22 protein-coding genes and 1 pseudogene are annotated in these 24,223 nt (G+C 71.4%); 11 read left to right on the top strand and 12 right to left on the bottom strand.

Features of this window, described 5'->3' with window-relative positions; genetic code table 11:
* Nucleotides 1-7: 7 nt before the first annotated feature.
* From FF041_RS22790 to FF041_RS22785, 3 genes are all read right to left on the bottom strand, one after another.
* Nucleotides 8-1,063, bottom strand: coding sequence for a cytochrome P450 (locus FF041_RS22790; protein WP_153524531.1), 1,056 nt, complete (start codon nt 1,061-1,063; stop codon nt 8-10).
* A gap of 115 nt (nt 1,064-1,178) precedes the next feature.
* Nucleotides 1,179-1,259, bottom strand: a complete 81-nt coding sequence (locus FF041_RS40570; RefSeq protein WP_350805953.1) for a tryptorubin family RiPP precursor — start codon at nt 1,257-1,259, stop codon at nt 1,179-1,181.
* 372 nt (nt 1,260-1,631) lie between these two features.
* Nucleotides 1,632-1,838: a hypothetical protein gene (locus FF041_RS22785; RefSeq protein ID WP_153524530.1), complete on the bottom strand. Its 207-nt coding sequence runs from the start codon at nt 1,836-1,838 to the stop codon at nt 1,632-1,634.
* Between the two features lie 155 nt (nt 1,839-1,993).
* Here FF041_RS22785 and FF041_RS22780 point away from each other — a divergent pair, with 155 nt between their 5' ends.
* From FF041_RS22780 to FF041_RS22755, 6 genes and pseudogenes are all read left to right on the top strand, one after another.
* Nucleotides 1,994-2,368, top strand: coding sequence for a transcriptional antiterminator (locus FF041_RS22780; protein WP_153481347.1), 375 nt, complete (start codon nt 1,994-1,996; stop codon nt 2,366-2,368).
* 54 nt (nt 2,369-2,422) lie between these two features.
* Nucleotides 2,423-2,779 (top strand): DUF2620 family protein, encoded by a 357-nt coding sequence (locus tag FF041_RS22775; protein ID WP_153524529.1) that lies wholly within the window; start codon nt 2,423-2,425, stop codon nt 2,777-2,779.
* A 103-nt stretch (nt 2,780-2,882) separates the two neighbouring features.
* Nucleotides 2,883-4,226, top strand: coding sequence for a YhfT family protein (locus tag FF041_RS22770; RefSeq protein WP_323392425.1), 1,344 nt, complete (start codon nt 2,883-2,885; stop codon nt 4,224-4,226).
* A 60-nt stretch (nt 4,227-4,286) separates the two neighbouring features.
* Nucleotides 4,287-5,420: a phosphotriesterase family protein gene (locus tag FF041_RS22765; protein ID WP_153524527.1), complete on the top strand. Its 1,134-nt coding sequence runs from the start codon at nt 4,287-4,289 to the stop codon at nt 5,418-5,420.
* Nucleotides 5,420-6,562 carry an aminotransferase class V-fold PLP-dependent enzyme gene (locus tag FF041_RS22760; protein ID WP_153524526.1) on the top strand — a complete coding sequence of 381 codons (1,143 nt, stop codon included), beginning with the start codon at nt 5,420-5,422 and terminating at the stop codon, nt 6,560-6,562. Before FF041_RS22765 ends, FF041_RS22760 begins: the two co-directional genes overlap by 1 nt.
* Nucleotides 6,563-6,669: 107 nt before the next feature.
* Nucleotides 6,670-7,837, top strand: a pseudogene (locus FF041_RS22755) (alanine racemase).
* Between the two features lie 102 nt (nt 7,838-7,939).
* Here the strand turns inward: FF041_RS22755 and lysS are convergent.
* Nucleotides 7,940-9,667 (bottom strand): lysine--tRNA ligase, encoded by a 1,728-nt coding sequence (lysS, locus tag FF041_RS22750; protein ID WP_323392478.1) that lies wholly within the window; start codon nt 9,665-9,667, stop codon nt 7,940-7,942.
* 252 nt (nt 9,668-9,919) lie between these two features.
* On the opposite strand from lysS, the gene argS reads away from it, so the two are divergent.
* Nucleotides 9,920-11,689 (top strand): arginine--tRNA ligase, encoded by a 1,770-nt coding sequence (argS, locus tag FF041_RS22745; RefSeq protein WP_153524524.1) that lies wholly within the window; start codon nt 9,920-9,922, stop codon nt 11,687-11,689.
* Between the two features lie 119 nt (nt 11,690-11,808).
* On the opposite strand, the gene FF041_RS22740 is transcribed toward argS, so the two are convergent.
* Nucleotides 11,809-12,078 (bottom strand): DUF1876 domain-containing protein, encoded by a 270-nt coding sequence (locus FF041_RS22740; RefSeq protein ID WP_153524523.1) that lies wholly within the window; start codon nt 12,076-12,078, stop codon nt 11,809-11,811.
* 173 nt (nt 12,079-12,251) lie between these two features.
* Between FF041_RS22740 and FF041_RS22735 the strand changes: the two genes are divergently transcribed.
* The 3 genes from FF041_RS22735 to FF041_RS22725 all read left to right on the top strand — a co-directional run bounded on the left by FF041_RS22735 (nt 12,252) and on the right by FF041_RS22725 (nt 15,433).
* Nucleotides 12,252-13,127 (top strand): NAD(P)-dependent oxidoreductase, encoded by an 876-nt coding sequence (locus FF041_RS22735; RefSeq protein ID WP_153524522.1) that lies wholly within the window; start codon nt 12,252-12,254, stop codon nt 13,125-13,127.
* Between the two features lie 247 nt (nt 13,128-13,374).
* Nucleotides 13,375-14,286, top strand: a complete 912-nt coding sequence (locus FF041_RS22730) for a chitinase (RefSeq protein WP_323392423.1) — start codon at nt 13,375-13,377, stop codon at nt 14,284-14,286.
* Between the two features lie 232 nt (nt 14,287-14,518).
* The gene (locus tag FF041_RS22725; protein ID WP_398704838.1) at nt 14,519-15,433 is read left to right on the top strand and encodes a glycoside hydrolase family 19 protein; all 915 of its coding nucleotides are present in this window, start codon (nt 14,519-14,521) and stop codon (nt 15,431-15,433) included.
* Between the two features lie 89 nt (nt 15,434-15,522).
* Here the strand turns inward: FF041_RS22725 and hemB are convergent, their stop codons facing one another.
* The 7 genes from hemB to FF041_RS22690 form a co-directional block, all read right to left on the bottom strand.
* Nucleotides 15,523-16,515 (bottom strand): porphobilinogen synthase, encoded by a 993-nt coding sequence (gene hemB, locus FF041_RS22720; protein WP_153481336.1) that lies wholly within the window; start codon nt 16,513-16,515, stop codon nt 15,523-15,525.
* Between the two features lie 5 nt (nt 16,516-16,520).
* Entirely contained in the window at nt 16,521-17,063 is a 543-nt protein-coding gene (locus FF041_RS22715) for a DinB family protein (RefSeq protein ID WP_153524521.1), read from the bottom strand.
* A gap of 359 nt (nt 17,064-17,422) precedes the next feature.
* A complete protein-coding gene (locus FF041_RS22710) occupies nt 17,423-19,081 on the bottom strand; it encodes a bifunctional uroporphyrinogen-III C-methyltransferase/uroporphyrinogen-III synthase (RefSeq protein WP_153481334.1) in 1,659 nt (552 codons plus the stop codon).
* Nucleotides 19,078-20,037, bottom strand: a complete 960-nt coding sequence (gene hemC, locus FF041_RS22705; protein WP_153481332.1) for a hydroxymethylbilane synthase — start codon at nt 20,035-20,037, stop codon at nt 19,078-19,080. The genes FF041_RS22710 and hemC overlap by 4 nt, the downstream gene beginning before the upstream one ends.
* Nucleotides 20,034-21,767: a glutamyl-tRNA reductase gene (locus tag FF041_RS22700; RefSeq protein ID WP_153524520.1), complete on the bottom strand. Its 1,734-nt coding sequence runs from the start codon at nt 21,765-21,767 to the stop codon at nt 20,034-20,036. The genes hemC and FF041_RS22700 overlap by 4 nt, the downstream gene beginning before the upstream one ends.
* Nucleotides 21,764-22,489 carry a redox-sensing transcriptional repressor Rex gene (locus FF041_RS22695; protein ID WP_323371172.1) on the bottom strand — a complete coding sequence of 242 codons (726 nt, stop codon included), beginning with the start codon at nt 22,487-22,489 and terminating at the stop codon, nt 21,764-21,766. Before FF041_RS22695 ends, FF041_RS22700 begins: the two co-directional genes overlap by 4 nt.
* Nucleotides 22,490-22,947: 458 nt before the next feature.
* A complete protein-coding gene (locus tag FF041_RS22690; RefSeq protein ID WP_194292130.1) occupies nt 22,948-23,223 on the bottom strand; it encodes a glutaredoxin family protein in 276 nt (91 codons plus the stop codon).
* A gap of 147 nt (nt 23,224-23,370) precedes the next feature.
* Between FF041_RS22690 and FF041_RS22685 the strand changes: the two genes are divergently transcribed.
* On the top strand, nt 23,371-24,223 hold an 853-nt coding region (locus FF041_RS22685; RefSeq protein ID WP_153524519.1), incomplete at its 3' end, for an HAD family hydrolase.

Genomic DNA, 24,223 nt, shown 5'->3' with positions numbered 1-24,223 from the left:
CCGCGCTTCAGCGGACCCGGGCCGCTTTCGTCAGCCGTACCTCGTCCACGCCCAGCAGACCGAGAAGCGGCACCCGGGCGGTTCGCTGGTCGGGGTCGACCACCAGCCCGGAGCTACGGACGATGTCCAGGAGAAGCTCGGCCAGCGGCATGACCATGTGCCGTCCCCAGCACCGCTCCGAGGAGTGCCCGAAGGGCAGGTAGCCCGGCGTGTTGTCGGGGTCGAGCCCGTCCCAGCGGTCCGGACGGAACACGTCCGCGTCGTCCCACAGAGCCGGATTCCGGTGGGAGAGCAGCGGCAGCACGAGAACGTCGTCCTTCGCGCCGATCCGGTCGTCGATGGCCGGGTACTCGGGGGACGCGTTGCGCAGGATGTTCCAGGAGGGCGGCAGCAGCCGCAGGGCCTCGTAGACGATGTTCCGGTTCGGCGTGCTGTCGTCGAAGGGCCAGCCGAGCCAGAGCGCGTTGGCCACCAGCGTGGACACGGTGAAGCAGATCGGTGCGGCTGTCCTGCGGTATATGCCCATGGCATAGCGGCGTTCCTGGTATCCCACCGCCTCGCCCGCCCGGGTCGCGAGGCCGGTGAAGGCGGCGTCCGACCGGGGCCAGCCGGGAAGCGCCGCGCCCAGCGAGACCACGGACCAGGTGAGCAGGGGGGTGAGTTCGAGGTTACGGCTCATCAGCAGGCGCAACCGGTAGGGGTCCCGGCCGAGGATGAGATCGCGCAGGAAGTAGTGCCCGGTCGCCGGCCAGGGCCCGGAGAGATCGGTGTCCTCCGCCGGGAGGTTCTTGAGCGCCTCGCGTACGTCGTTGCCGATGGCCCGCGTCACCGCCGATGCCTCGGAGCGCGCGATCGAGCGCCCCTGCAGCGGCTTGAATGTGGGCCGTTCGGTCTCCAGGGCACGGCGCGCGGCGAGTACCCGGTCCATGGCCTCGTGCCCCGCCACTCCGATGGTGTCGGGTTCCAGCCGGAAGACGTCCTGACCCATGTGGTCGTCGACGAGGGCGGCCAGTCGCGGAGCGAGAACGGTAGTACGGACATGTGGCGGCGATGACGTGGGCATGGAGTCTCCGGAGGGCGTGGGACGGGACGCCGCTGTCCGGCCGCACCACGGAACAGTGGCAACGGCACGGCCGAACAACGAGGTCAACTCGGCTGTGGTGCCGATGGGCCGGGCATCACCACCAGATGTACCAGGCGTACGCCTTCAGGCTCCGGTGCTCCGTGACCTTGTGCCGAATGGCAAAGAGAACCTTCATCACTGAACCTCTTCTCAGGGGCGGGCGGGGTGGTACGCGACGCTCCGGTCCGAGCCGGTGAAGATCACGTACCGTGGCCCCGTGAGGCTTCCCTGCCCTGGCCGATGGCTAATCCGCGGGACCTTTCAAAGTTTCCTGTGCGATTACTTTCAGACATCGCGGGATCGGCGCCGCCCCTGCGAACACAGCCCGTTTCCTCGAACTGCCATGGCCCAACCGCTGTGCGGCCCTTCCCGGGTCGCCCGGATGCATACGGCACATGGCATATGCACCGATCGGTGGCGGGCCGAGCTGTCCCGAGAGGCCGGGACGGGAGTGTGACCGAAATCCGTACCGCCCCCGGGGCCTGTCAGCGGCGACATCAGACACGACCTAGGCCCGGGAGCGTCGGCGGGAGGTCTCCCCGGCGGACGCCAGCGCCACGCCCACCAGGAGGATGACGGCGTACCCGGCGCTGGGAACGTCCCACCAGTTGCGCAGTACGCCCCAGGGCCCGTCCCCGAAGATCCGGCCGCCGAGGCCGAGACCGCCCTGGATCGCGGCGATCCAGCCGATGGTCAGGATGATTTCTCTCTTCATGCCTCCACGGTCCCCGGCCCCCGGCCCGGCGTCGTCGTGCCCACGTCGGAACCCGGAGTAGGCCGAAGGATGCAGTCGCTCTCCCCCTGGCCGCCGGAATCCCGTCATCCTGGCACCAACCGGAATTCCGCCGACGGTCCTGGCCGGGAGGACCCATGGACGACCAACTCGCCGAACGTATCCGGCTCTTCCGTGAGAGCGGCCGGGTCCGGCCCGAAGTGGCCGACTTCGTCACCGCCGAGCTGACCCGGCTGGCCGCCGAGGGCCGGACCGTCACCGAGGCGACCGCGGGCATGCTGACCAGCCATCTCATGATGGCCCTCACCCGGCTGCTCGACGGCGGGCCGATCGTGGAGCTCCCCGCCGACGAGCGGATCGCGGCGGAGCTCTCGGACCATCCCGGGGCCGTGGCCCGCGCCGCCGCCGTCGCCGCCCGCGCCGAACGCCTGCTCGGCGCGGCCCTGCCCCGGTCCGAGATCGTCTTCCTCGGTCTGCATCTGGCCGTACTGGCCCGGCACCCGGCCCGCTGAGCCATCCCCCGTCCCGCCCCCGCCCCCGCTCCCACTCCTCGAAGGGAACCCGTCATGAAGATTCTCACCGGTGGCATCGGCAAGACCGAGACCGCCGGCGCGGTGACCGCGCTCGCGCTCGACGGCGTCGAGGTCACCGTCTCCAGCGATATGGACGCGGCGCTGAAGCTCCGCGCGGGCCAGGCCGATTACTACCTCGGCACCTGCCACACCGGAGCCGGGGCCTCCCTCGGTGTACTCGTCGGTCTGCTGGGCGGCGACGCCTGCCACACCTTCGGCCGCTCCGTCCCCACCGGCGACGAGATCGCGGCCCTGCTCGCGGACGGCAAGAAGGTCTTCGGGTTCTCGGTGGACCGGATCGACGCCGTGACCCCGGCCCTGGCCCGCGCCATGGCCGCCCGGCGTCCGTAGACCGGCAGCCCGGAGGGCCCTGGCAGCCCCGGCGGAAGGTCCCACCGGACTGCCGGGGCCGCCAGGCCCGCCAGGGCCTCCGACGGGCACAAAGGAGCAACCTGTGAGCAGCAGCACCGCCCTCGCCGCCGCCACCGGCCCCGAGCTGGACTTCTCCCTGCCCCAGCAGCTGACGGTGATCGCCCTCTGTGCGCTGACCGCCCTCGTCTCGCATCTGGCGCTCGCCGTCTTCAACGACGGAGTACGCCCCTTCCTCCTCGACTTCGTCCAGGGGAGGACCACCCGGAACGCCACCGCGGCCGTGTCCTTCGGACTCTCCGCGGGCTTCGTCTTCGGCCTCGGCGCTCCGATGGCCCTGTCCACCGGGGTGCTCAACCCCTGGCTGCTCTTTCTGCCCACCGACGTCCTCGGACTGCTCTCCCCCCGGAAGTGGCTCGCCCCGCTGCTGGGCGGCGCCTGGGGCGCGCTGGTCGTCTACGGCCTCACCGGGGCCAACGATCTCGCGCACGATCTGCCCGTCGACTTCCTCACCGCGATGCAGCAGATGTCGACGCCGATCCTCTACCTCTTCACACTGTTCCCGGTGCTCGCGATCACCAAGCAGTTCGGACGGCTCCGGGGCGGTGTCGCGGCCGTCCTCGAACTCGCCCTGGTCATCATGGCCATGAAGCTCTGGCCGCAGATGTTCGCCGGAGCGCTCGCCATGGCCGCCGGCGTACTGCTGCTCATCGGGCTGGCCGTCGCCCGGGACCTCGGACGGCGCCGGGCGGCGGCGGCCGGACCAGCGGGCGGCGAAGGCGCCGACGATCTGGTGGTCTCCCTCTTCAGCGCCGGAGCGGCCCGGCTGCGGCGCTTCCTCCCCCTCTTCATGCTGCTGGGCGCGGGGGTCGCCGTCCTGGCCCAGAGCCATGTCTTCGGCGGCGGCGAGGCCACCAGCTTCCTGATCGCCGAGGGCGACCATACGGAGGCCGCCCAGGTCGACTTCTACCGCGCCTTCGGCTTCCTCCCGCTGATCGCCACCACCGCGCTCGCCTCGGCCGCGTACGGCATCGCGGGCTTCACCTTCGTCTACCCGCTCGGCTATCTGATGCCGAACCCCTATCTCGCCGCGGTCGCCGGGGCCGCCGTCTTCGCGGCCGAGGTGCTGGCCCTGTCGTCCATCGGCCGGCTGCTGGGCCGGCTGCCCACCGTCCGCGACTCCTCCGAGCATCTGCGCGCCGCCATCGGCGAGACCCTGCTGCTCGCCCTTCTCTTCGGCTCGCTGATGGCTGCCGAGGCCATGGGCGGCGGGCTGGGCATCCTCATCACCGGCGGGCTCTGGCTGCTGAACGAAGCGATGGGCCGTCCCGTCGTCCGTATGGCGGCGGCCCCGGCGGCCGTGCTCGCGGGAGGCGTCCTCCTCAATCTCCTCCACTGGCTCGGCCTCTTCACCCCGGTCACCGGCTGAACCCGAAAGCCCAGCCCCCGCCCCCCCCAAGAACCCTGGAAGGAACACCGCAGGAGCCTCATGATCACTCTCCCCACGGTCACCGGCCCCCTCCCCATCCACTCGGTGACCGGCCCGGTCCTCCCCCATGAACACCTCGTCCTCGATCTCGACCGCACCGGCGACCGCGCGGCCGTCCTCCACCCCGAGCACCACGCTCCGGCCGTCACCGGCGAACTCGCCGCGCTGCGGGAGGATTTCGGACTCTCCCTCCTCATCGAGCCGACCTGCCGGGGCATGGGCCGCGACGCCCCCGCCCTCGCCCGTATCTCCCGCGCGTCGGGCGTCGCCGTGATCGCCGCCACCGGCTGGTACTACGAGCCCTTCCACCCGCCCGAGATCCGCGGCGACCCCGTGGAGCTGCTGACGGAGACGCTGGTACGGGAGATCGTGGACGGAATCGGGTACGAAACCGGGTACGGGTACGGGACCGGGACCGGGACCGGGACCGCGTACAGCACCGGCACCGGCACCGGCACCGGCACCGGCACCAGCACCAGCACCAGCACCGCGTACGACACCAGCCACGGCCCCGGCGTCGGAATCCACCCCTCCGGCGCCCGCCCCGCCCGTATCCGCCCCGGCCTCATCGGCGAGGTCGGCAGCCACGGCGAGGAGCCCAGCGAGCCCGAGGCCCGGGTGCTGCGCGCCGCCGCCCGCGCCGCCCGCGCCACGGGCCTGTCCGTCGCCACCCACGCCCACCTCGGCCACGGCGGCCCCGCCCAGCTCGCCCTGCTCACCCATGAGGGCCTCGCCCCCGAACGCGTCAGCATCGGCCACCAGGACCTCCTGGACCAGCCCTCGGTCCACCGCGCGCTCGCGGCGTCCGGCGCGTACATCGCCTTCGACACCATCGGCAAGGAGCGCTACCGCAGCGACGGAGAACGGCTCCGCTCGCTGCTCGCCCTGCTGGACGCGGGCCACGCCGACCGGGCGCTGCTCAGCTGCGACATCTCACGCCACGCCTATCTCCGGTCGGAGGGCGGCCAGGGATACGGCCATCTCTTCCACGCCTTTCTGCCCGCCCTGCGCGCCGCCGGCGCGGACGACGCCCTGCTCGACCTCCTCACCCGCCGCAACCCCCTGCGCTTTCTGACCGGCACGGACCCGGGCCCCCGCACCCCGACCCCGGGCCCCACTCCCCAGGAGCCCTGATGCCCGCCCTCCCGCAGACCTTCCCCCTCCCCGCCGTCCCCCTCCAGGACGCCATCGCCCGCCAGTTCCGCCTGCTGGAGTGCACGGCCGCCCACTTCGGGGGCGACCAGCTCTTCACGGCGGACTCCGGGGTCGTGCCGGGCCTGGGCCGCCCCCGCACCACCGCCCGCGTCGAATCCGTGCTCGCCGACTTCTTCGGCGCGGACGACGCGGCCCTGGTCCAGGGCGCGGGCACCGGAGCCATCCGCGCCGCCCTCCAGGCCGCCGCGCCCGGCCGCCTCCTCATCCACCGCGCCCCCGTCTACCGCACCACCGCGACCACCCTCCGCGCCCTGGGCGTACGCACCGCCGAGGCCGACTTCAACGACCCGGCCGCCCTGCGCACGGCCCTCCCCCGGGTCCGCTGGGCGCATATCCAGCACACCCGCCAGCGCCTCGCCGACTCCTACGATCTCGCCGAGACCCTCGCGGCCTGCCGGAAGGCGGGGGTGCGCACCGTCGTGGACGACAACTACGCGGCGCTGCGGGTCCCGGCCGCCGGGGTCGAGCTCGGCGCGGACGCGTCGTGCTTCTCGCTCTTCAAACTGCACGGCCCCGAGGGCGTCGGCGCCGTCGTCGGGGCCCGCGATCTGATCGGGCGCATCCGCGCCGACAACTACTCGGGCGGCGGCCAGGTCCAGGGGCACCAGGCGCTCGACGCGCTGCGCGCCCTCACCCATGTGCCGGTGATGTGGTCGATCCAGTCCCAGGTCACGGAGGAGATCGCCGAACGGCTCGCCCAGGGCGAGGTCCCGGGCGTGGCCGAGGTCCGGATCGCGAGCGCCCAGGCCCGCTGTCTGCTGGTGCGCCTCACCCGACCCGTCGCCCGTGAGCTGCCCGCCGTCGCCGCGGGGCACGGCGCGGCGGACCGCCCCGTGGGGTCCGAGTCCCGCTATGAGATCGCCCCGCTCGTCTACCGGATGTCCGCCGCCGCCCTGGACGACCGCCCGGAGCTCGCCGACTGGACCGTACGCGTGAACCCGATGCGGGCGGGCGCGGACCTGGTGATCGCCGTCCTCCGCCGCTCCCTCGAAGACCTGACCGCTCCCCCGGGGAGCCGCCCGCACCCGCCCGGAGAACCGGCCGCCCGCCCGAACAGCTGACCACGCTCACCCCAAAGCCGCCCGCACCCACCCGAAGAACCCGACCGCGCTCGCGCGAAGGCCGCCCGCTCCCACCCCAAGAACCCGACCAGAGAGCCCCTGCCGCCGTGTTCCTCGACACCCTCCTCGCCCGCAACCCCGCACTCGCCGCCGCCGCGACCGCGCTCCACCACAGGGGCGACATCCCGCCCGACACCTACGTCATGGATCTCGACGCCGTCGAGTCCAATGCCGCGCTGCTCGCCGCCGAGGCCGACCGGCTCGGCCTCACCCTCTGGTTCGTCGTCAAACAGCTCGGCCGCAACCCCGAGCTGATCCGGGCCATCGCCCGCCATATCCCCCGGTACGCGGCCATCGACGCGCCGGAGGCCCGGCTGCTCAGCGCCTGCGGGGCCCGCCCCGGCAACCTCGGCCATCTCGTACAGATCCCGCGCCGTGCCCTGCCCGCGCTGCTGGCCGAGCGGCCGACAGCGGTCACCGTGTACGACCTGGCAGGGGCCCGCGCGGTCGCGGACGCCGCCGTGCGGACCGGCCGGACGCAGGACGTCCTCGTACGCCTGGAAGGGGCCCCTGGCGCCGGCTACCCGGGCCAGGAAGGCGGGGTCCCGCTCACCGCCCTGCCCGGTTTCGCGACGGCGGCCGGACGCCTCTCCGGCATCCGCCTCGCGGGCGTCACCGCCTTCCCCTGTCTGCTCGCCGACCCGGCGGCCGGCGTCCTGCGCCCCACGCCCCAATCTGGCGCTCGCCGTCGCCGCGCGCGAGACGCTGTACGGGCTGGGCCACCGCGATCTGCTGCTGAGCGCGCCCAGCGTCAGCTGTATGGCCGCCCTGCCCCTGCTCGCGGCAGCGGGCGCCACCCACGCCGAGCCCGGCCACGCCCTCACCGGCACCACGCCCCTGCACGCCGCCGACCCGCACCAGCCGGAGAGACCGGCGTATGTGTACGTCACCGAGGTCGCCCACACCCTCGCCGACGGCCGGCCGGCCCTCTTCGGCGGCGGCTTCTACCCCCGTGCGCGGATCGACAGCGCCCTCCTCCCGCGCACCGGGACCCGACTGCCGGTGGCGGACGCGCCGCCGGAGCACATCGACTACCACCGGCTGCTCGCGGCCCCCGCCGACCCGTCGGCCGTACGGGCCGGGGACACCGCGCTGCTCTGCTTCCGCACCCAGATCTTCGTCACCCGCTCGACGGTCGCGGTCGTCCGCGGTCTGTCCACCGGCCGCGGTCCGCGGCTGACGGGCCTGTACGACTCCCGGGGCCGCCCCCTGTGACCCCGGAAAGGCGGAAGGGGCCGGACGCCCGCTCCCAGGAGGGAGGGCGTCCGGCCCCTTCAACAGCTTCAGCTTCTACGGCGTCACGCGCCTTCTACAGCGTCACGCGCCGAGCAGCCTGCGCACCCGGTCCGCGCCCACCGCCAGCAGCAGCGTCGGCAGCCGGGGCCCGGTCTCCCGGGTCACCAGCAGCCGGTACAGCAGCGCGAAGAACGTCCGCTGCGCCACCTTCAGCTCCGGCGTCGGCTTGGCGTCCGGCTCCAGGCCCGCCATCACCTTCGGCACGCCGTAGACCAGCGTGGTCAGCCCGTCGAGGGACCAGTGCGAGTCCAGCCCGTCGAGCAGCCGCCGCAGCGACTCCCGTCCCTCCTCGTCCAGCGAGGAGAGCAGCTCGGCGTCCGGCTCGGCGCGCACCACGGTCCGGGCGTCGGCCGGCACCTGGCTGGTGATCCAGTTCTCGGCGCGGTCCAGCCTCGGCCGCACCTCGTCCAGCGAGGAGAGCGGGTTGGCCGGGTCCAGCTCGCTGAGGATGCGGATGGTCTGCTCGTCGTGCCCGGCGGTGATGTCGGCCACGGACGCCAGCGTCCGGTACGGCAGCGGCCTGGGCGTCACCGGCAGCTCACCGGCGGCCGTGCGCACGGCACGGGAGTGGGCCGCCGCGTCCGCCGGCAGCGCCGACCCGTCGGCGACCTTGGCGGCGAGCTTGTCCCACTCGTCGTACAGCCGCTGGATCTCCTGATCGAAGGCGATCTTGAACGACTGGTTGGGCCTGCGCCGCGCGTACAGCCAGCGCAGCAGCGGCGCTTCCATGATCTTCAGCGCGTCGGCCGGGGTGGGCACCCCGCCCTTGGAGGAGGACATCTTCGCCATGCCGCTGATGCCGACGAAGGCGTACATCGGCCCGATCGGCCGCTCGGCGCCGAAGATGCCCACGATCTCGCCGCCGACCTGGAACGACGACCCGGGCGACGAGTGGTCGACACCGCTCGGCTCGAAGATCACGCCCTCGTACGCCCAGCGCATCGGCCAGTCGACCTTCCAGACCAGCTTTCCGCGGTTGAACTCGCTCAGCCGGACCGTCTCCGAGAACCCGCACGCCGAGCAGGTGTACGTCAGCTCGGTGGTGGCGTCGTCGTACGCGGTGACGGTGGTCAGGTCCTTGTCGCAGCCGCCGCAGTAGGGCTTGTACGGGAAGTAGCCCGCCGACCCCGTGCCGTCGTCCTCGCCCGCCGCGCCGGAGCCCTCGGCCGCTTCCAGCTCGGCCTCGTCGAGGGGCTTCTGCGACTTCTTCGGCGGGGCCTTCTTCGTCCGGTACTGGGCGAGGACGGCGTCGATGTCCCCCCGGTGCTTCATCGCGTGCAGCACCTGCTCGCGGTAGGCGCCGGCGGTGTACTGCGCGGTCTGGCTGATCCCGTCGTACTCCACGCCCAGCTCGGCCAGGGCCCCGGCCATGGCCGCCTTGAAGTGCTCGGCCCAGTTGGCGTGCGGGGAGCCCTCCGGGGCGGGGACCGAGGTCAGCGGGCGTCCGATGTACTCGGCCCAGCTCTCGTCCACGCCATCGACGCCCGCGGGCACCTTGCGGTAGCGGTCGTAGTCGTCCCAGGAGATCAGATGGCGGACCTCGCGCCCACGCCGCCGGATCTCGTCCGCGACCAGGTGCGGGGTCATCACCTCACGGAGATTGCCCAGGTGAATGGGGCCGGAGGGGGAGAGTCCGGAGGCGACGACAACCGGTTTCCCAGGCGCGCGCCGATCCGATTCCGCAATGACCTCGTCCGCGAAACGGGAGACCCAGTCGGTCTCGGTGCTGCTCTGAGCCACGGTCGGCACGTCCTTCTTCCTCATCGTCGGGCCATCCCATTCTCCCAGACGGAACGACCGGTTCCGAGGCTGGCCGCGCGCCGCGCCCCCGCCGCGCCCCGGCGCCGTACCGAAAGCCCCGTACCGCGCCGCGCGGAACGCCCAGCGCGGGGCCGTACCGAAAGCCCCGTACCGCGCCCGTACCGAAAGGGAGGAGAGAGAGCCTGCTCCCCCGTGGGACACTTGACAACCACAATTCCTCGATCTCAGGAACGGAAGATCATGGCCTCGGTCCCTTCCCTCGCTTCGAATGTGCAGCAGCGCCTCGCGGACGCCCTCTCGGCAGCCCTGCCGGAGGCCGGTCCGGCCGACCCGCTGCTGCGACGGAGCGACCGGGCCGACTTCCAGGCCAATGGGATCCTCGCCCTGGCCAAGAAGCTCAAGGGCAACCCCCGCGAGCTGGCGGCCAAGGTCGTGGAGTCGATTCCGGCCAATGACGTGCTGAAGGAGATCGAGGTCTCCGGCCCCGGCTTCCTCAACATCACCCTCACCGACCAGGCGATCGTCGAGACCCTGGCCGCCCGCGCCGCCGATGAGCGCCTCGGCGTCCCGTACGCCGAGAACGCGGGCACCACGGTCATCGACTACGCCCAGCCGAACGTGGCCAAGGAGATGCACGTCGGCCATCTCCGCTCGGCGGTGATCGGCGCGGCGATGGTCGAGATCCTGGAGTTCACCGGCGAGAAGGTGATCCGCCGCCACCACATCGGCGACTGGGGCACCCAGTTCGGCATGCTCATCCAGTATCTGATCGAGCACCCGCACGAGCTGGACCACCAGCGGGACGGCGAGGTCTCCGGCGAGGAGGCCATGTCCTCGCTGAACCGCCTCTACAAGGCGTCCCGCGCGCTCTTCGACTCCGACGAGGAGTTCAAGGCGCGCTCCCGGGACCGGGTGGTCGCCCTCCAGTCCGGCGAGCCGGAGACCCTGGCCCTGTGGCAGCGGTTCGTGGACGAGTCGAAGATCTACTTCTACTCGGTCTTCGACAAGCTCGACATGGAGATCCACGACCCGGACGTCGTCGGCGAGTCCGGCTACAACGAGATGCTCGACGACACCTGCCGGCTGCTGGAGGAGTCGGGCGTCGCGGTCCGCTCGGAGGGCGCGCTCTGCGTCTTCTTCGACGACGTCAAGGGCCCGGACGGCAATCCGACCCCGCTGATCGTCAAGAAGTCCAACGGCGGCTACGGCTACGCGGCCACCGACCTCTCCGCGATCCGCGACCGGGTGCAGATCCTGGGCGCGGACACCCTGGTGTACGTGGTGGACGCCCGCCAGGCCCTGCACTTCAAGATGGTCTTCGAGACCGCGCGCCGGGCCGGCTGGCTGAACGACGAGGTCAAGGCGGTCCAGCTCGCCTTCGGCACCGTGCTGGGCGCGGACGGGAAGCCCTTCAAGACCCGTGAGGGCGAGACGGTACGGCTGGTCGACCTGCTGGACGAGGCCGTTCAGCACGCCACCGGCGTGGTCCGCGAGAAGGACGCCCGCAAGGAGCTGACCGAGGCGGAGATCGCCGAGCGCGGCGAGCAGGTCGGCATCGGCGCGATCAAGTACGCCGACCTGTCGACCTCGGCGGTCCGGGACTACCGCTTCGACCTGGACCAGATGGTCTCCCTCAACGGCGACACCTCGGTCTACCTCCAGTACGCCTACGCCCGTATCCAGTCCATCAAGCGCAAGGCGGGCGACGTCCGCCCGGCCGCCCACCCCGAGCTGCCGCTCGCGCCCGCCGAGCGCGCGCTGGGCCTGCATCTGGACCGGTTCGCGGAGACGGTGGCCGAGGTGGCGGAGGCGTACGAGCCGCACAAGCTGGCCGCGTATCTGTACCAGCTCGCCTCGCATCTGACGAAATTCTACGACCAGTGCCAGGTGCTGAGCGCGGACAACCCGGCCGAGGTCGTCGAGAACCGGCTCTTCCTGATCGACCTGACCGCCCGCACCCTCCACCAGGGCATGGCGCTGCTCGGCATCCGCACCCCCGAGCGCCTGTAGGTCGTGGTACGGCACCCGGGCCCGCGGCTTGAACAGAGCCGCGGGCCCGTGTGCGTCCGCGCGAGGGGAGACGGGCCCGTCCCGTCCGCGCGAGGGGGGACGCCCGTGCGGCGGAGCGGTCAGAGCAGCGTGTGGGAGGTGCGCCCCGACGCCTCGTCGATCTCTCCGTGCGCCTTCTGCAACAGCTGCGAGGCGATGTCCATCAGCGCCCGCGCACCCGCGATCTCCTCGCCGACCCGGAGCTGCTCCGAGTCCGAGGGGTGGCGCTGGGCATTGCCGTGCCCGCGCACTTCCGTCCCGTCCGCGAGCCTCACCATGGCGGCGGCGCGGGTCCTGTCGCCTTCCTCGCGGAATTCCATCTCCACATGCCATCCGACGAGTGTCTGCATGACGGATCACCTCCAGCGGTACGTCTCCAGGGTGCGCCCGCCGCCCTCAGATCACCACTCCCAAGGCTTACCTTCCGGTGAGTACCGCACTAATTAGTCGGTACTTGTGCGTTTCTCAGTGCGCCCTGAGGATCGGAGAAGACCCCCAGGAGAATTCACCGAGGAGCTTCTTCATGTCCGCATCCGCCCCCCGTCCCGCCGTCTCCGTCCTCGGTCTCGGCCTGATGGGCACCGCGCTCGCCTCAGCTTTTCTGAAGGCGGGCCACCCGGTCACCGTCTGGAACCGCAGCCATGCCAAGACGGGCCCGCTGGCCGCCCAGGGCGCGACGCCCGCCGGGAAGGCGGCCGACGCGGTCGCCGCGAGCGATCTGGTGGTCGTCTGCCTGCTGGACAACGGCAGCGTCCGCGAGGTGTTCGAGACCCTCGGCGACCGGGTGGCGGGCAAGACCCTCGCCAATCTCACCAACGGCACCCCGCAGCAGGCCCGCGAGCTGGCCGCCTGGGCCGCCGAGCACGGGGCCCGCTATCTCGACGGCGGCATCATGGCCGTTCCGCACATGATCGCGGGCCCGCACGCCTATGTCTTCTACAGCGGCGACCAGGAGGCGTTCGAGACCTATGAGCCGGCTTTCGCGGCCCTCGGCGGCGCCCGGTTCACGGGGACCGACCCCGGTTTCGCGGCGGTGCACGACCTCGCGCTGCTGACCGGTATGTACGGCATGTACATGGGCGTGCTGCAAGCGTTCGCCCTGGCCCGTACGGAGAACATCCCGGCCGCCGGTCTCGCGGGCCCGCTGACCGAGTGGATCGGCGCGATGCTCACCGGCATCGGGCAGGACGCCGAGGCCATCGACTCCGGCGAGCATCTCACCGACGTCTCCAGCATCGCCGTCAACCGGGCGGCCATCCCCAACTTCACGGCGACGTTCCGCGCCCAGGGGCTGACCACGGCCTTCTTCGAGCCGCTCCAGGAACTCCTGGACCGGGCGGCCGAACAGGGCCATGAGGCGGACGGTCTCTCCCGGCTGGTCGACCTGCTCGACTCATGACCCCCGGGGCGCGGTGAACCCGTACCACGCACCCTCATCCGACCCCCGCCCCCACCTGCCCCCAGGAGCAACAGCCCCTGGGGATAGGTGCTTTGCTCATCCACATTCACATTGGTCTATACCTTGACTGCCCACTGTCAAATACGCTTCAGTAGCTTCTTACCCCCACCATCACGGCGCACCCGGGGTCCCCCCACCTTCCCCACCGGGCTCCGGGCACCGCCGTTGCCGCACGAAGGAGAACGTCGTGCTCAGACAACGCATCAAGGCCGGCCTGCTCGCCGTCCTCGCCGCCACGGGAATCGCCGCCGCGAGCCTGATCCCCACCGCCACCCCGGCCATGGCGGACGAGTGCACCAGCGCCCCCGCCTGGCGCCAGGGCGCCAACTATGTGACCGGCGACATCGTCAGGTTCACCGACGGCAACTACTACATCGCCGAGCACCCCAACCCGGGCTACAGCCCGACCATCAGCACCTGGTTCTGGAACCCGCACACCTGCAGCGGCGGCGGAACGCCGAATCCCAACCCCAACCCCACGGGCTTCGTCGTCAGCGAGGCGCAGTTCAACCAGATGTTCCCGAGCCGGAATTCGTTCTACACGTACAAGGGTCTGACGGACGCCATCAGCGCGTTCCCGGCCTTCGCGAAGACCGGCAGCGACACCGTGCGCAAGCAGGAGGCGGCGGCGTTCCTCGCCAACGTCAGCCATGAGACCGGCGGGCTCGTCCACATCGTGGAGCAGAACACCGCGAACTACTCGCACTACTGCGACCGCACCCAGCCCTACGGCTGCCCCGCCGGACAGTCGGCGTACTACGGACGCGGCCCCATCCAGCTCAGCTGGAACTTCAACTACAAGGCCGCGGGGGACTACCTCGGCATCGATCTGCTGAACAACCCCTCGCGGGTGCAGAACGAGTCGGCCGTGGCCTGGAAGACCGGCCTCTGGTACTGGAACACCCAGAGCGGTCCGGGCACGATGACCGGCCATGCGGCCATGGTGAACGGATCGGGATTCGGCCAGACGATCCGGTCCATCAACGGCTCGCTCGAATGCAACGGCGGCAACCCCGCGCAGGTGCAGAGCCGGGTGAACAACTACACCCGCTTCGCCCAGATCCTGGGCGTGCCCACCGGCTCCAACCTGTACTGCTGAGCATCTGATCGGCTGCGGGCCGGGCCCGCCTTCCCCGGCCCGCAGCGCCTCGCACGAGGTCAACATCCCTTGGTTCCAGGGCGGTTAACGGTAACTCGCATTGGTCTATACCTTGACTGGAACCCGTCGGGAGCGCTTGGGTGTGCGTACACCCCGCCACGGCGTGCCCAGGTCGACACGGTCTTCCACTGGGTCGATCCGGCATGCCCGTTGCCGCACGAAAGGGATAGTCGTGCTCAGAGAACGTATGAAGGCGCTCATGGTCGGCGTCGTCGCCGCCGGATCGCTCGCGGCCACGGCACTGATGCCGACCGCGACGGCGAGCGCCGCCACGCAGCCCGCGGACGAGTGCGCCACCGCGCCCACTTGGGCCGCCGGCGCGAACTACCAGGCCCGCGACATCGTGAAGTACACCGATGGCAAGGTCTACATCGCCGAGCGCGACAACCCGGGTTACAACCCGGTTGCGAGCACCTACTACTGGGACCCGTACACCTGCGGCAGCGGCACGGGGAACCCGGACCACAACAGCTTCGTGGTGACCGAGGCCCAGTTCGACGAGATGTTCCCGCGCCGGAACCCGTTCTACACGTACAAGGGTCTGACGGACGCCATGAAGGCGTTCCCGAAGTTCGCCCACACCGGTACGGACACCCAGCGCAAGCAGGAGGCGGCGGCGTTCCTCGCCAACGTCTCCCATGAGACCGGCGGCCTGTTCTACATCAAGGAAATCAACGAGGACAACTACCCGCTGTACTGCGACCGCGACCAGCCCTACGGCTGCCCGGCGGGTCACGACAAGTACTACGGGCGCGGCCCCATCCAGCTCAGCTGGAACTTCAACTACAAGACCGTGGGCGACTACCTCGGCATCGACCTGCTGAACTACCCGGACAAGGTCGAGACCGACCCGAAGATCGCCATGATGACGGGTCTCTGGTACTGGAACACCCAGGACGGTCCCGGCCCGGTGACCGGCCATGACGCGATGGTCAGCGGCGCGGGCTTCGGTCAGTCGGTCCGTTCGATCAACGGCGCGCTGGAGTGCGACGGCAAGAGCCCGCCGCATGTCCAGAGCCGGGTGACCCGCTACGAGCGGTTCACCAAGATCCTGGGCGTGCCGACCGGCTCCAACCTCTACTGCTGATACGGCTGATACGGCTGAGCCCACACAGCGAACGGGCCGGGGAGCTGCTCCCCGGCCCGTTCCGGCTGTCCTGCTGTCCTGCTGTCCGGTTAGCGCAGGGTGCGGGCGACCTCGGTGGCCCAGTAGGTGAGGATCATGTCCGCGCCGGCCCGCTTGATGCCCGTGAGGGTCTCCAGCACGGCCTTGTCCCGGTCGATCCAGCCCTTCTCGGCGGCGGCCTCGATCATCGCGTACTCACCGCTGATCTGGTACGCGGCCACCGGCACGTCCACCGACTCGGCGATCTTGGCGAGCACGTCGAGATAGGGCCCGGCGGGCTTCACCATCACGATGTCCGCGCCCTCGTCGAGATCGAGAGCCAGCTCGCGCAGGGACTCGCGCACATTGGCGGGGTCCTGCTGATACGTCTTCCGGTCGCCCTGGAGCGAGGAGCCGACCGCCTCCCGGAAGGGACCGTAGAAAGCGGACGAGTACTTGGCCGTATAGGCCAGGATCGACACGTCCTCCTTGCCGATGGTGTCCAGCGCGTCCCGGATGACGCCGACCTGGCCGTCCATCATCCCGCTGGGCCCGACCATATGGACACCAGCGTCGGCCTGGACCTGGGCCATCTCGGCGTACCGCTCCAGGGTGGCGTCGTTGTCGACCCGGCCGTCGGCGTCGAGCACACCGCAGTGCCCGTGATCGGTGTACTCGTCCAGACAGAGATCGGACATGATCACCAGATCGTCGCCGACCTCGGCGCGCACATCGCGGATGGCGACCTGGAGGATGCCGTCCGGGTCCGTGCCGGCCGTGCCCTGAGCGTCCTTCTTCGCCTCCTCCGGCACCCCGAAGAGCATGATCCCGGCGACTCCGGCCTCACGGGCCTCCACAGCGGCCTTCCGCAGGGTGTCGCGGGTGTGCTGGACGACGCCGGGCATGGCGGAGATCGGCACCGGCTCGCTGACCCCTTCCCGCACAAAGGCGGGGAGGATCAGATCGGCGGGGTGCAACCGGGTCTCGGCGACCATCCGCCGGACAGCGGGGGTCGTCCGCAGCCGACGGGGCCGGGCCCCGGGAAAGGATCCATAGGCACTCATGGCCTCTACGCTACGCCCCGGTCCCCGAGCGCTCCGCGCAGGTGCAGGGTGAGCCCGATCTCGGAGACGTTCTTGGCCAGCTCGAAGTTGGCCCAGGCGGCGATGTCCACCAGCTTCTGCCCTTCTCCCCAGGACAGCCCCCGGGTGCGCTCGGTGGAATCGAGCTCCGCGTCCCCGAGTGCGAGCAGCTCAGCGCGCCACTGCTCCTTCAGCGACACCAGCCACCCGACGGCGGCCTCCGCGCTCCCCGGCCAGACGATCTCCTCCCGTTCGGGGGCGCCGTCCCGGAAGCAGTGACCGAGCGTCGTGGTCCACCAGTACCCGATGTGCCAGGTGAGCCAGCCGATGCTGGTAGTGGGCACCGGCTCCGGCTCGGGCACCTCCCAGTCGGCGACCCACCGCCCCTCCGCATCCCTGCGCACCGTCCACGCCCCCGGGGCGGGCTCCCAGAGACACGCGTCATCGTCCAGCGCGGGCCGGTGGTACTCGAAGAGCGACCAGACGGCGTCCAACTGCCGTATCAGCAGATCACCACGGAGACTTCCCATCCCAGGACCCTCCCACCGCCCCCCTGCCCGGGCAATCGCATTTCCCACCCGCCCCGGGAACGCCCCCGCCGTCTCTTGACCGCCCCAGACGACGCAAGCGACCCCCGCCGCCTCCCAGCCGGCGCGGGCGGCAGATTCCAGCCCCTTGGGGGTCCCCCCGGACGGAGTCTGGGGGAGATTGAGGACGGACCCCGCGCCCCGGGACGCCGCACCCTCCGGCCCCGTAAACCCAGCCCCTCAACGGGGGGGAATCCCAGCCCCGCCGGCGTTTGAGGCGCAGGGCCCCGGGGCCGGCGCCCCCAGATACGGGAAAGGGCGGGGTGGGGAAAGATCCCCGCCCCGCCCCACGCCCTCACCTATCAGGTGGTACGGCGCCGCCTGCCGCCAGGCCGCCGCTCCGACGGCCTCAGCACATGCTCGCCCGCCTCCCGCGCCGCCTCCCGGCGCTTCGCGCCGAACTCCGCGAGCGCCTCGGCGAGCCGGTGCACCGAAGGCTCCGGCGACAGCACGTCCACCCGCAGCCCGTGCTCCTCCGCCGTCTTCGCGGTGGCGGGCCCGATGCAGGCGATCACGGTCACGTTGTGCGGCTTCCCCGCGATCCCCACCAGATTCCGCACGGTGGACGACGAGGTGAAGAGCACGGCGTCGAACCCGCCGCCCTTGATCGCCTCACGGGTCTCGGCCGGCGGCGGCGACGCCCGCACCGTCCGGTACGCGGTGACGTCGTCCACCTCCCAGCCCAGCTCGATCAGCCCCGCGACCAGCGTCTCGGTCGCGATGTCGGCACGCGGCAGAAACACCCGGTCGATCGGGTCGAAGACGGGGTCGTACGGCGGCCAGTCCTCCAGCAGCCCGGCGGCGGACTGCTCCCCGCTCGGCACCAGATCGGGCTTCACACCGAACTCGATCAGCGAGCGCGCGGTCTGCTCGCCCACCGCCGCGACCTTGATCCCGGCGAAGGCGCGCGCGTCGAGCCCGTACTCCTCGAACTTCTCCCGCACCGCCTTGACCGCGTTCACCGAGGTGAAGGCGATCCACTCGTACCGCCCGGTGACCAGGCCCTTGACGGCCCGCTCCATCTGCTGCGGAGTGCGCGGCGGCTCGACCGCGATGGTCGGGACCTCATGCGGGACCGCGCCATAGGACCGCAGCTGGTCGGAGAGCGACGCGGCCTGCTCCTTGGTCCTCGGCACCAGCACCTTCCAGCCGAAGAGCGGCTTGGACTCGAACCAGGCGAGCTGATCGCGCTGGGCGGCGGAGCTGCGCTCCCCGACCACCGCTATGACCGGCCGGTGCCCGTCCGGCGCCGGCAGCACCTTCGCCTGCTTCAGCGTCTGCCCGATCGACCCGAGGGTCGCGGTCCAGGTCCGCTGCCGGGTGGTGGTGCCGGCGACGGTGACGGTCAGCGGCGTGTCAGGCTTACGGCCCGAGGCCACCAGCTCGCTCGCCGCGGCGGCGACCGCGTCCAGGGTGGTGGAGACGACGACGGTGCCGTCGCTCGCGCCGACCTCGGTCCAGCACCGCTCGCTCGCGGTGCGGGCGTCCACGAACCGTACGTCCGTGCCCTGCGCGTCCCGCAGCGGCACCCCGGCGTACGCGGGCACGCCGACGGCGGCGGCGATGCCGGGCACGACCTCGAAGGGAATCCCCTCGGCGGCGCACGCCAGCATCTCGTGCCCCGCGTCCGCGTCCAGGCCCGGATCCCCGGCAACCGCACGGACGACCCGCTTGCCGCCCCGCGCGGCCTCCATGACAAGATTGACCGCATCCCTGAGTACGGGGATTCCGGCGGCTGTTGACGCATCGTCAGCAACCGTCGGCTCAGGCGTGCTGACGCTCGCCCGCGCATGGCCGCGTACCACGTCGAGCACATCCGGCTCGGCGATCAGTACATCGGCTCCCGCGAGTGCCTCGACAGCGCGCAGAGTCAGCAGTCCGGGATCGCCGGGACCGGCGCCGAGGAAAGTGACATGCCCGTGTGCCGAGTACGCCGAGGACGGGTTGGTGGTGGGGCTCAATGTGCTCGCTCCCCCATAAGACCGGCCGCACCCTTGGCGAGCATCTCGGACGCGAGTTCGCGACCGAGCGCGATGGCGTCGCCGTGCGACGTGGGTACGGGACCGGTGGTGGACAGCTGCACCAGCGTCGAGCCGTCGGTGGTGCCGACGACGCCGCGCAGGCGCATTTCAGTGACAGCCTCCTCATCGCCCAACAGGTCGGCGAGCGCACCAACAGGTGCGCTGCAGCCGGCCTCCAGGGCGGCGAGCAGGGAACGCTCGGCGGTCACGGCGGCCCGGGTTCGCGGGTCGTCGAGCTCTCCGAGCACGGCGGCGAGAGCTGCGTTATCCGCAGCGCACTCGATCGCCAGTGCCCCCTGGCCGGGGGCGGGCAGCACGGAGTCGACCGACAGGAAGTCGGTCACCTCATCCGTCCTGCCGATGCGGTTGAGCCCGGCGGCGGCGAGTACCACCGCGTCGAGCTCCCCGCTCCGTACATATCCGATCCGGGTGTCGATATTGCCCCGGATCGGCACGGTCTCTATGCGCCGCCCGTGCGCACGGGCGTACGCGTTCAGCTGCGCCATCCTGCGCGGCGAGCCGGTGCCGACGCGAGCGCCGTCCGGCAGCCCGTCGAAGGTCAGCCCGTCCCGGGCCACCAGCACGTCCCGGGGGTCCTCGCGCGGCGGCACGGCCGCCAGCAGAAGCTCCTCGGGCTGGGCGGTGGGAAGGTCCTTCAGCGAGTGAACGGCGAAATCGACCTCACCGCGCAGCAGCGCCTCCCGCAGCGCGGCGACGAACACACCCGTGCCGCCGATCTGCGCGAGATGCTCACGGGAGGTGTCTCCGTACGTGGTGATCTCGACGAGCTCGACGGGGCGGCCGGTCAGCTCGCGCACCGCCTGAGCCACTTGCCCGGACTGGGCCATGGCGAGCGTGCTGCGCCTGGTCCCCAGTCTCAATGCTCTCTGGGTCATACCAGCCCTCGGTTCTTGACGTCTGCGTCATTCAGGTCGGCCCGGCTGACGGAGGCGACCGTCTCCGGGGCGAGGTCGAAGAGAGTCCGCAGCGCGTCGGCGTACCCGGCGCCACCGGGCTCGCTCGCAAGCTGCTTCACCCGCACGGTAGGCGCATGAAGCAGCTTGTCGACCACACGGCGGACGGTCTGACTGATCTCGGCGCGCTGCTTCTCGTCGAGCGCGGGCAGGCGCCCTTCGAGCCGGGCGATCTCACCGGCGACGACATCGGCGGCCATGGCGCGCAGGGCGACCACGGTCGGGGTGATGTGGGCGGCGCGCTGGGCCGCTCCGAAGGCGGCCACCTCGTCGGAGACGATCCGGCGCACCTGGTCCACGTCGGCGGCCATGGGCGCGTCGGCGGAAGCCTCCGCGAGCGACTCGATGTCGACGAGCCGGGCACCGGGGATGCGGTGCACGGCGTGGTCGATGTCGCGCGGCATGGCGAGATCGAGCAGCGCCATGCGTACGGGCCCGCCGGCGGCGGGCACGACGGCGGCGGTGCGCAGGGGGCGGGAGGCGTTCTCCAGCCATGCGCCGTGCTGGGCGAGCGCCTCGGCGGAGTGCGGCTCGTCGAGCCCGGCGGGGCAGCCGCCGTCGGCTCCGTCGCCGGTTCCGCCGTTCACGGCTCCGTCGCTCACGGCTTCCCGCTCCGCGAACGGCTCGGTCACCCCGGCCGAACGGTCGTGGACCCGGCCGTCCCGCGAGGCCGTGGCCGCCAGCCGCGCCACCAGGCTGCCGTCCGGAGCCCGCAGATCCGCTGCGCCGGAGGCCCCGGCACCGGAACCGTCCCCGGCCCCGGCCCCGTCCTCGGACAGCTGTCCGGCGGACGACTCCGCCAGCGCCGCCGCGACCGCGTCGGCGGTCAGCACCAGACCGGTCGCCCCGGTGCAGGAGACCACCGCGTCGGCACGGCTCAGCTCGTCGGCGACCGACGCCATGGGCACCGCGCGGGCGCTCACCCCGCCAGGACCGCCGGAACCGCCAGGCCCCCCGGAACCGCCGAGCACGGACGCCAGCCGGGTCGCCCGGTCCAGGGTCCGGTTGGCGATGACCAGCTCGCCCACGCCGAGCCGGGCCAGCGTCGTGGCGGCGAGCGAGGACATCGACCCCGCGCCGATCACCAGCACCCGCTTTCCGGCGGCCCACTTCTCGACCTCCGCGCCCTCGGCGAGCTGCTCCAGACCGAAGGTGACGAGCGACTGCCCGGCCCGGTCGATCCCGGTCTCGCTGTGGGCGCGCTTGCCGACGCGCAGGGCCTGCTGGAAGAGACCGTTGATCAGCCGCCCGGCGGTGTGCAGATGCTGCCCGCGCGCCAGGGCGTCCTTGATCTGGCCGAGGATCTGCCCCTCACCGACCACCATGGAGTCGAGACCGCAGGCCACCGAGAAGAGATGGTGGACGGCCCGGTCCTCGTAGTGGACATAGAGATAGGGAGTCAGCTCCTCAAGACCCACCCCGCTGTGCTGGGCGAGCAGAGTGGACAGCTCGGCGACGCCCGCGTGGAACTTCTCCACGTCCGCGTACAGCTCGATGCGGTTGCAGGTGGCGAGCACCGCCGCCTCGGCGGCGGGCTCGGCGGCCAGCGTGTCCGTGAGCAGCGTGGCCTGCGCCTCGGCGGAGAGCGAGGCCCGCTCCAGCACGCTCACCGGCGCGCTGCGATGACTCAGTCCGACGACCAGAAGGCTCATGCCGGCATCACGGCGGGCATGTCCCCGTCCGGTCCCTTCCGGGCCGACGCCTCGGCCTCCTCGCCGGCCTTCCGCTGCTCGTGGAAGGCGAGGATCTGGAGTTCGATCGAGAGATCCACCTTGCGCACATCGACGCCGTCCGGCACCGAGAGCACGGTGGGCGCGAAGTTCAGGATGGAGGTCACACCGGCGGCGACCAGCCGCTCGCAGACCTGCTGCGCCGCGCCGGCGGGCGTGGCGATGACGCCGATCGACACACCGTTGTCGCTGATGATCCTCTCCAGCTCATCGGTGTGCTGGACCGCGATCCCGGCGACCGGCTTTCCGGCCATCGCCGGGTCGGCGTCGATGAGGGCGGCGACCCGGAAGCCACGGGAGGCGAACCCGCCGTAGTTGGCGAGGGCCGCGCCGAGGTTTCCGATGCCGACGATCACCACGGGCCAGTCCTGGGTGAGCCCCAGTTCACGGGAGATCTGGTAGACGAGATATTCGACGTCGTAGCCGACACCCCGCGTGCCGTACGAACCGAGGTACGAGAAATCCTTGCGCAGCTTCGCGGAATTGACTCCGGCCGCCGCCGCCAGCTCTTCGGAGGAGACCGTGGGCACGGAACGCTCGGAGAGAGCGGTCAGCGCCCGCAGGTACAGCGGAAGCCGGGCGACGGTGGCCTCGGGGATTCCTCGGCTACGGGTCGCCGGTCGGTGATTTCGGCCAGTTGCCACGGTGCTCCTGCGGGATGAGCGGGGCTCTAGGCGGCCGTGTGCTCCAAGACCGCCCCGTCGAATGCAGGCTATGTCTTTGTGAACGCGTGCACAAAGATGGTGTCCGTTTTGTCCGAGCAAAGTGATCGGGGTCACGCGCTCCGATCCCGTAAACATGGAACCGCGAACCTCGCCAGACCGTTCGAGCCGCGAAGGGGGCAAAGCCGTACACACTCCTCACGTATACGCCCCCGAGACGGCTCCACTCTGCCCTCTCGCCCTGGAATCCCGATAGGGCCATGACAACGCGACCCCGGCCGGGCGAGCACCCCGCCGGCCGCCGACCGCGCCGCGCCCGGCCGCTCCCCCGTACGCCGCTCACCCCTCCGAGGGCGCACCCCGGCCGCCCAGGCTCACCTCTCCGAGCGCGCCGCCGCCGCCCCGGCTCACCCCGCCCGGAACACGCCGGCCACCCAGGCTCACCCCTCCAGCGCGCGCCGCAGCCGCCCCGGATCCACCCGCCAGAAGGTGTGCTGCTCCCCGTCGACCAGCACCACGGGAATCTGCTCCCAGTACTCCCGGTGCAGGGCCTCGTCCCCGGTGATGTCCTTCTCCTCCCAGCGCACCCCGGTCTGCGCGCACACCTCCGCCACCACGGTCCGCGCGTCGTCGCACAGATGACACCCCGGCTTCCCGATCAGCGTCACCAGACGGTCGCCGGGCTTCTTCTTCGTACGCCGCAACAGAAAACTCATGCCGCCCATTCTCCGCCCGGCGGCCTCCCCCGGCGCCGCGCCGCCCCCCGGCCGTACGGCGGGATCCGGCGGCCGGGTCGTGTGAAGTTGACCGCCCCGTATCCCGGCGGGTCGGGAAGTACCGAACAGACTGGCTATGCTCGCCACATGGCCGCACTGGGATGGCTCACCCCCCGTAGGCGCTCCGCCACCGCACGGAGCGTCCTGGCGGGCGAGGCCGCAGCCGAGGCAGCGCGCAAGACGTCACAGCAGCTCGAAGAGGCCGCCGCAGAGGAGGCCGCCGAGCCGCAGTTCCCCGTGGAGGGGGACGACCGGGCCGCCGCCTTCTTCGACCTCGACAACACCGTCATGCAGGGCGCCGCGCTCTTCCACTTCGGGCGCGGCCTGTACAAGCGGAAGTTCTTCCACCGCAACGAGCTGGCGAGATTCGCCTGGCAGCAGACCTGGTTCCGGCTCGCGGGCGTCGAAGACCCGGAGCACATGCAGGACGTGCGCGAATCCGCGCTCTCCATCGTCAAGGGCCACCGGGTCTCCGAGCTGATGAGCATCGGCGAGGAGATCTACGACGAGTACATGGCCGACCGCATCTGGCCGGGCACCCGGGCGCTGGCCCAGGCCCATCTGGACGCGGGCCAGAAGGTGTGGCTGGTGACGGCGGCCCCGGTGGAGACCGCGACGATCATCGCCCGCAGACTGGGCCTGACCGGCGCGCTGGGGACGGTCGCCGAGTCCGTGGACGGCGTCTACACGGGCCGGCTGGTGGGCGAGCCGCTGCACGGCCCGGCGAAGGCGGAGGCGGTGCGCGCGCTCGCCGCGGCGGAGGGCCTCGAACTGGCGCGCTGCGCGGCGTACAGCGATTCGCACAACGACATCCCGATGCTGTCGCTGGTGGGACACCCCTACGCGATCAATCCGGACAGCAAGCTCCGCAGGCACGCGCGCGAGCGCGACTGGCGGCTGCGCGACTACCGGACGGGCCGCAAGGCGGCGAAGGTCGGCA

Origin of the sequence: Streptomyces jumonjinensis (assembly GCF_009600885.1) — a bacterium.
Taxonomy (GTDB): Bacteria; Actinomycetota; Actinomycetes; order Streptomycetales; family Streptomycetaceae; genus Streptomyces; species Streptomyces jumonjinensis.
Note: the sequence above shows the minus strand (reverse complement) of the source record. Positions and strands in the feature narration are given on the sequence as shown.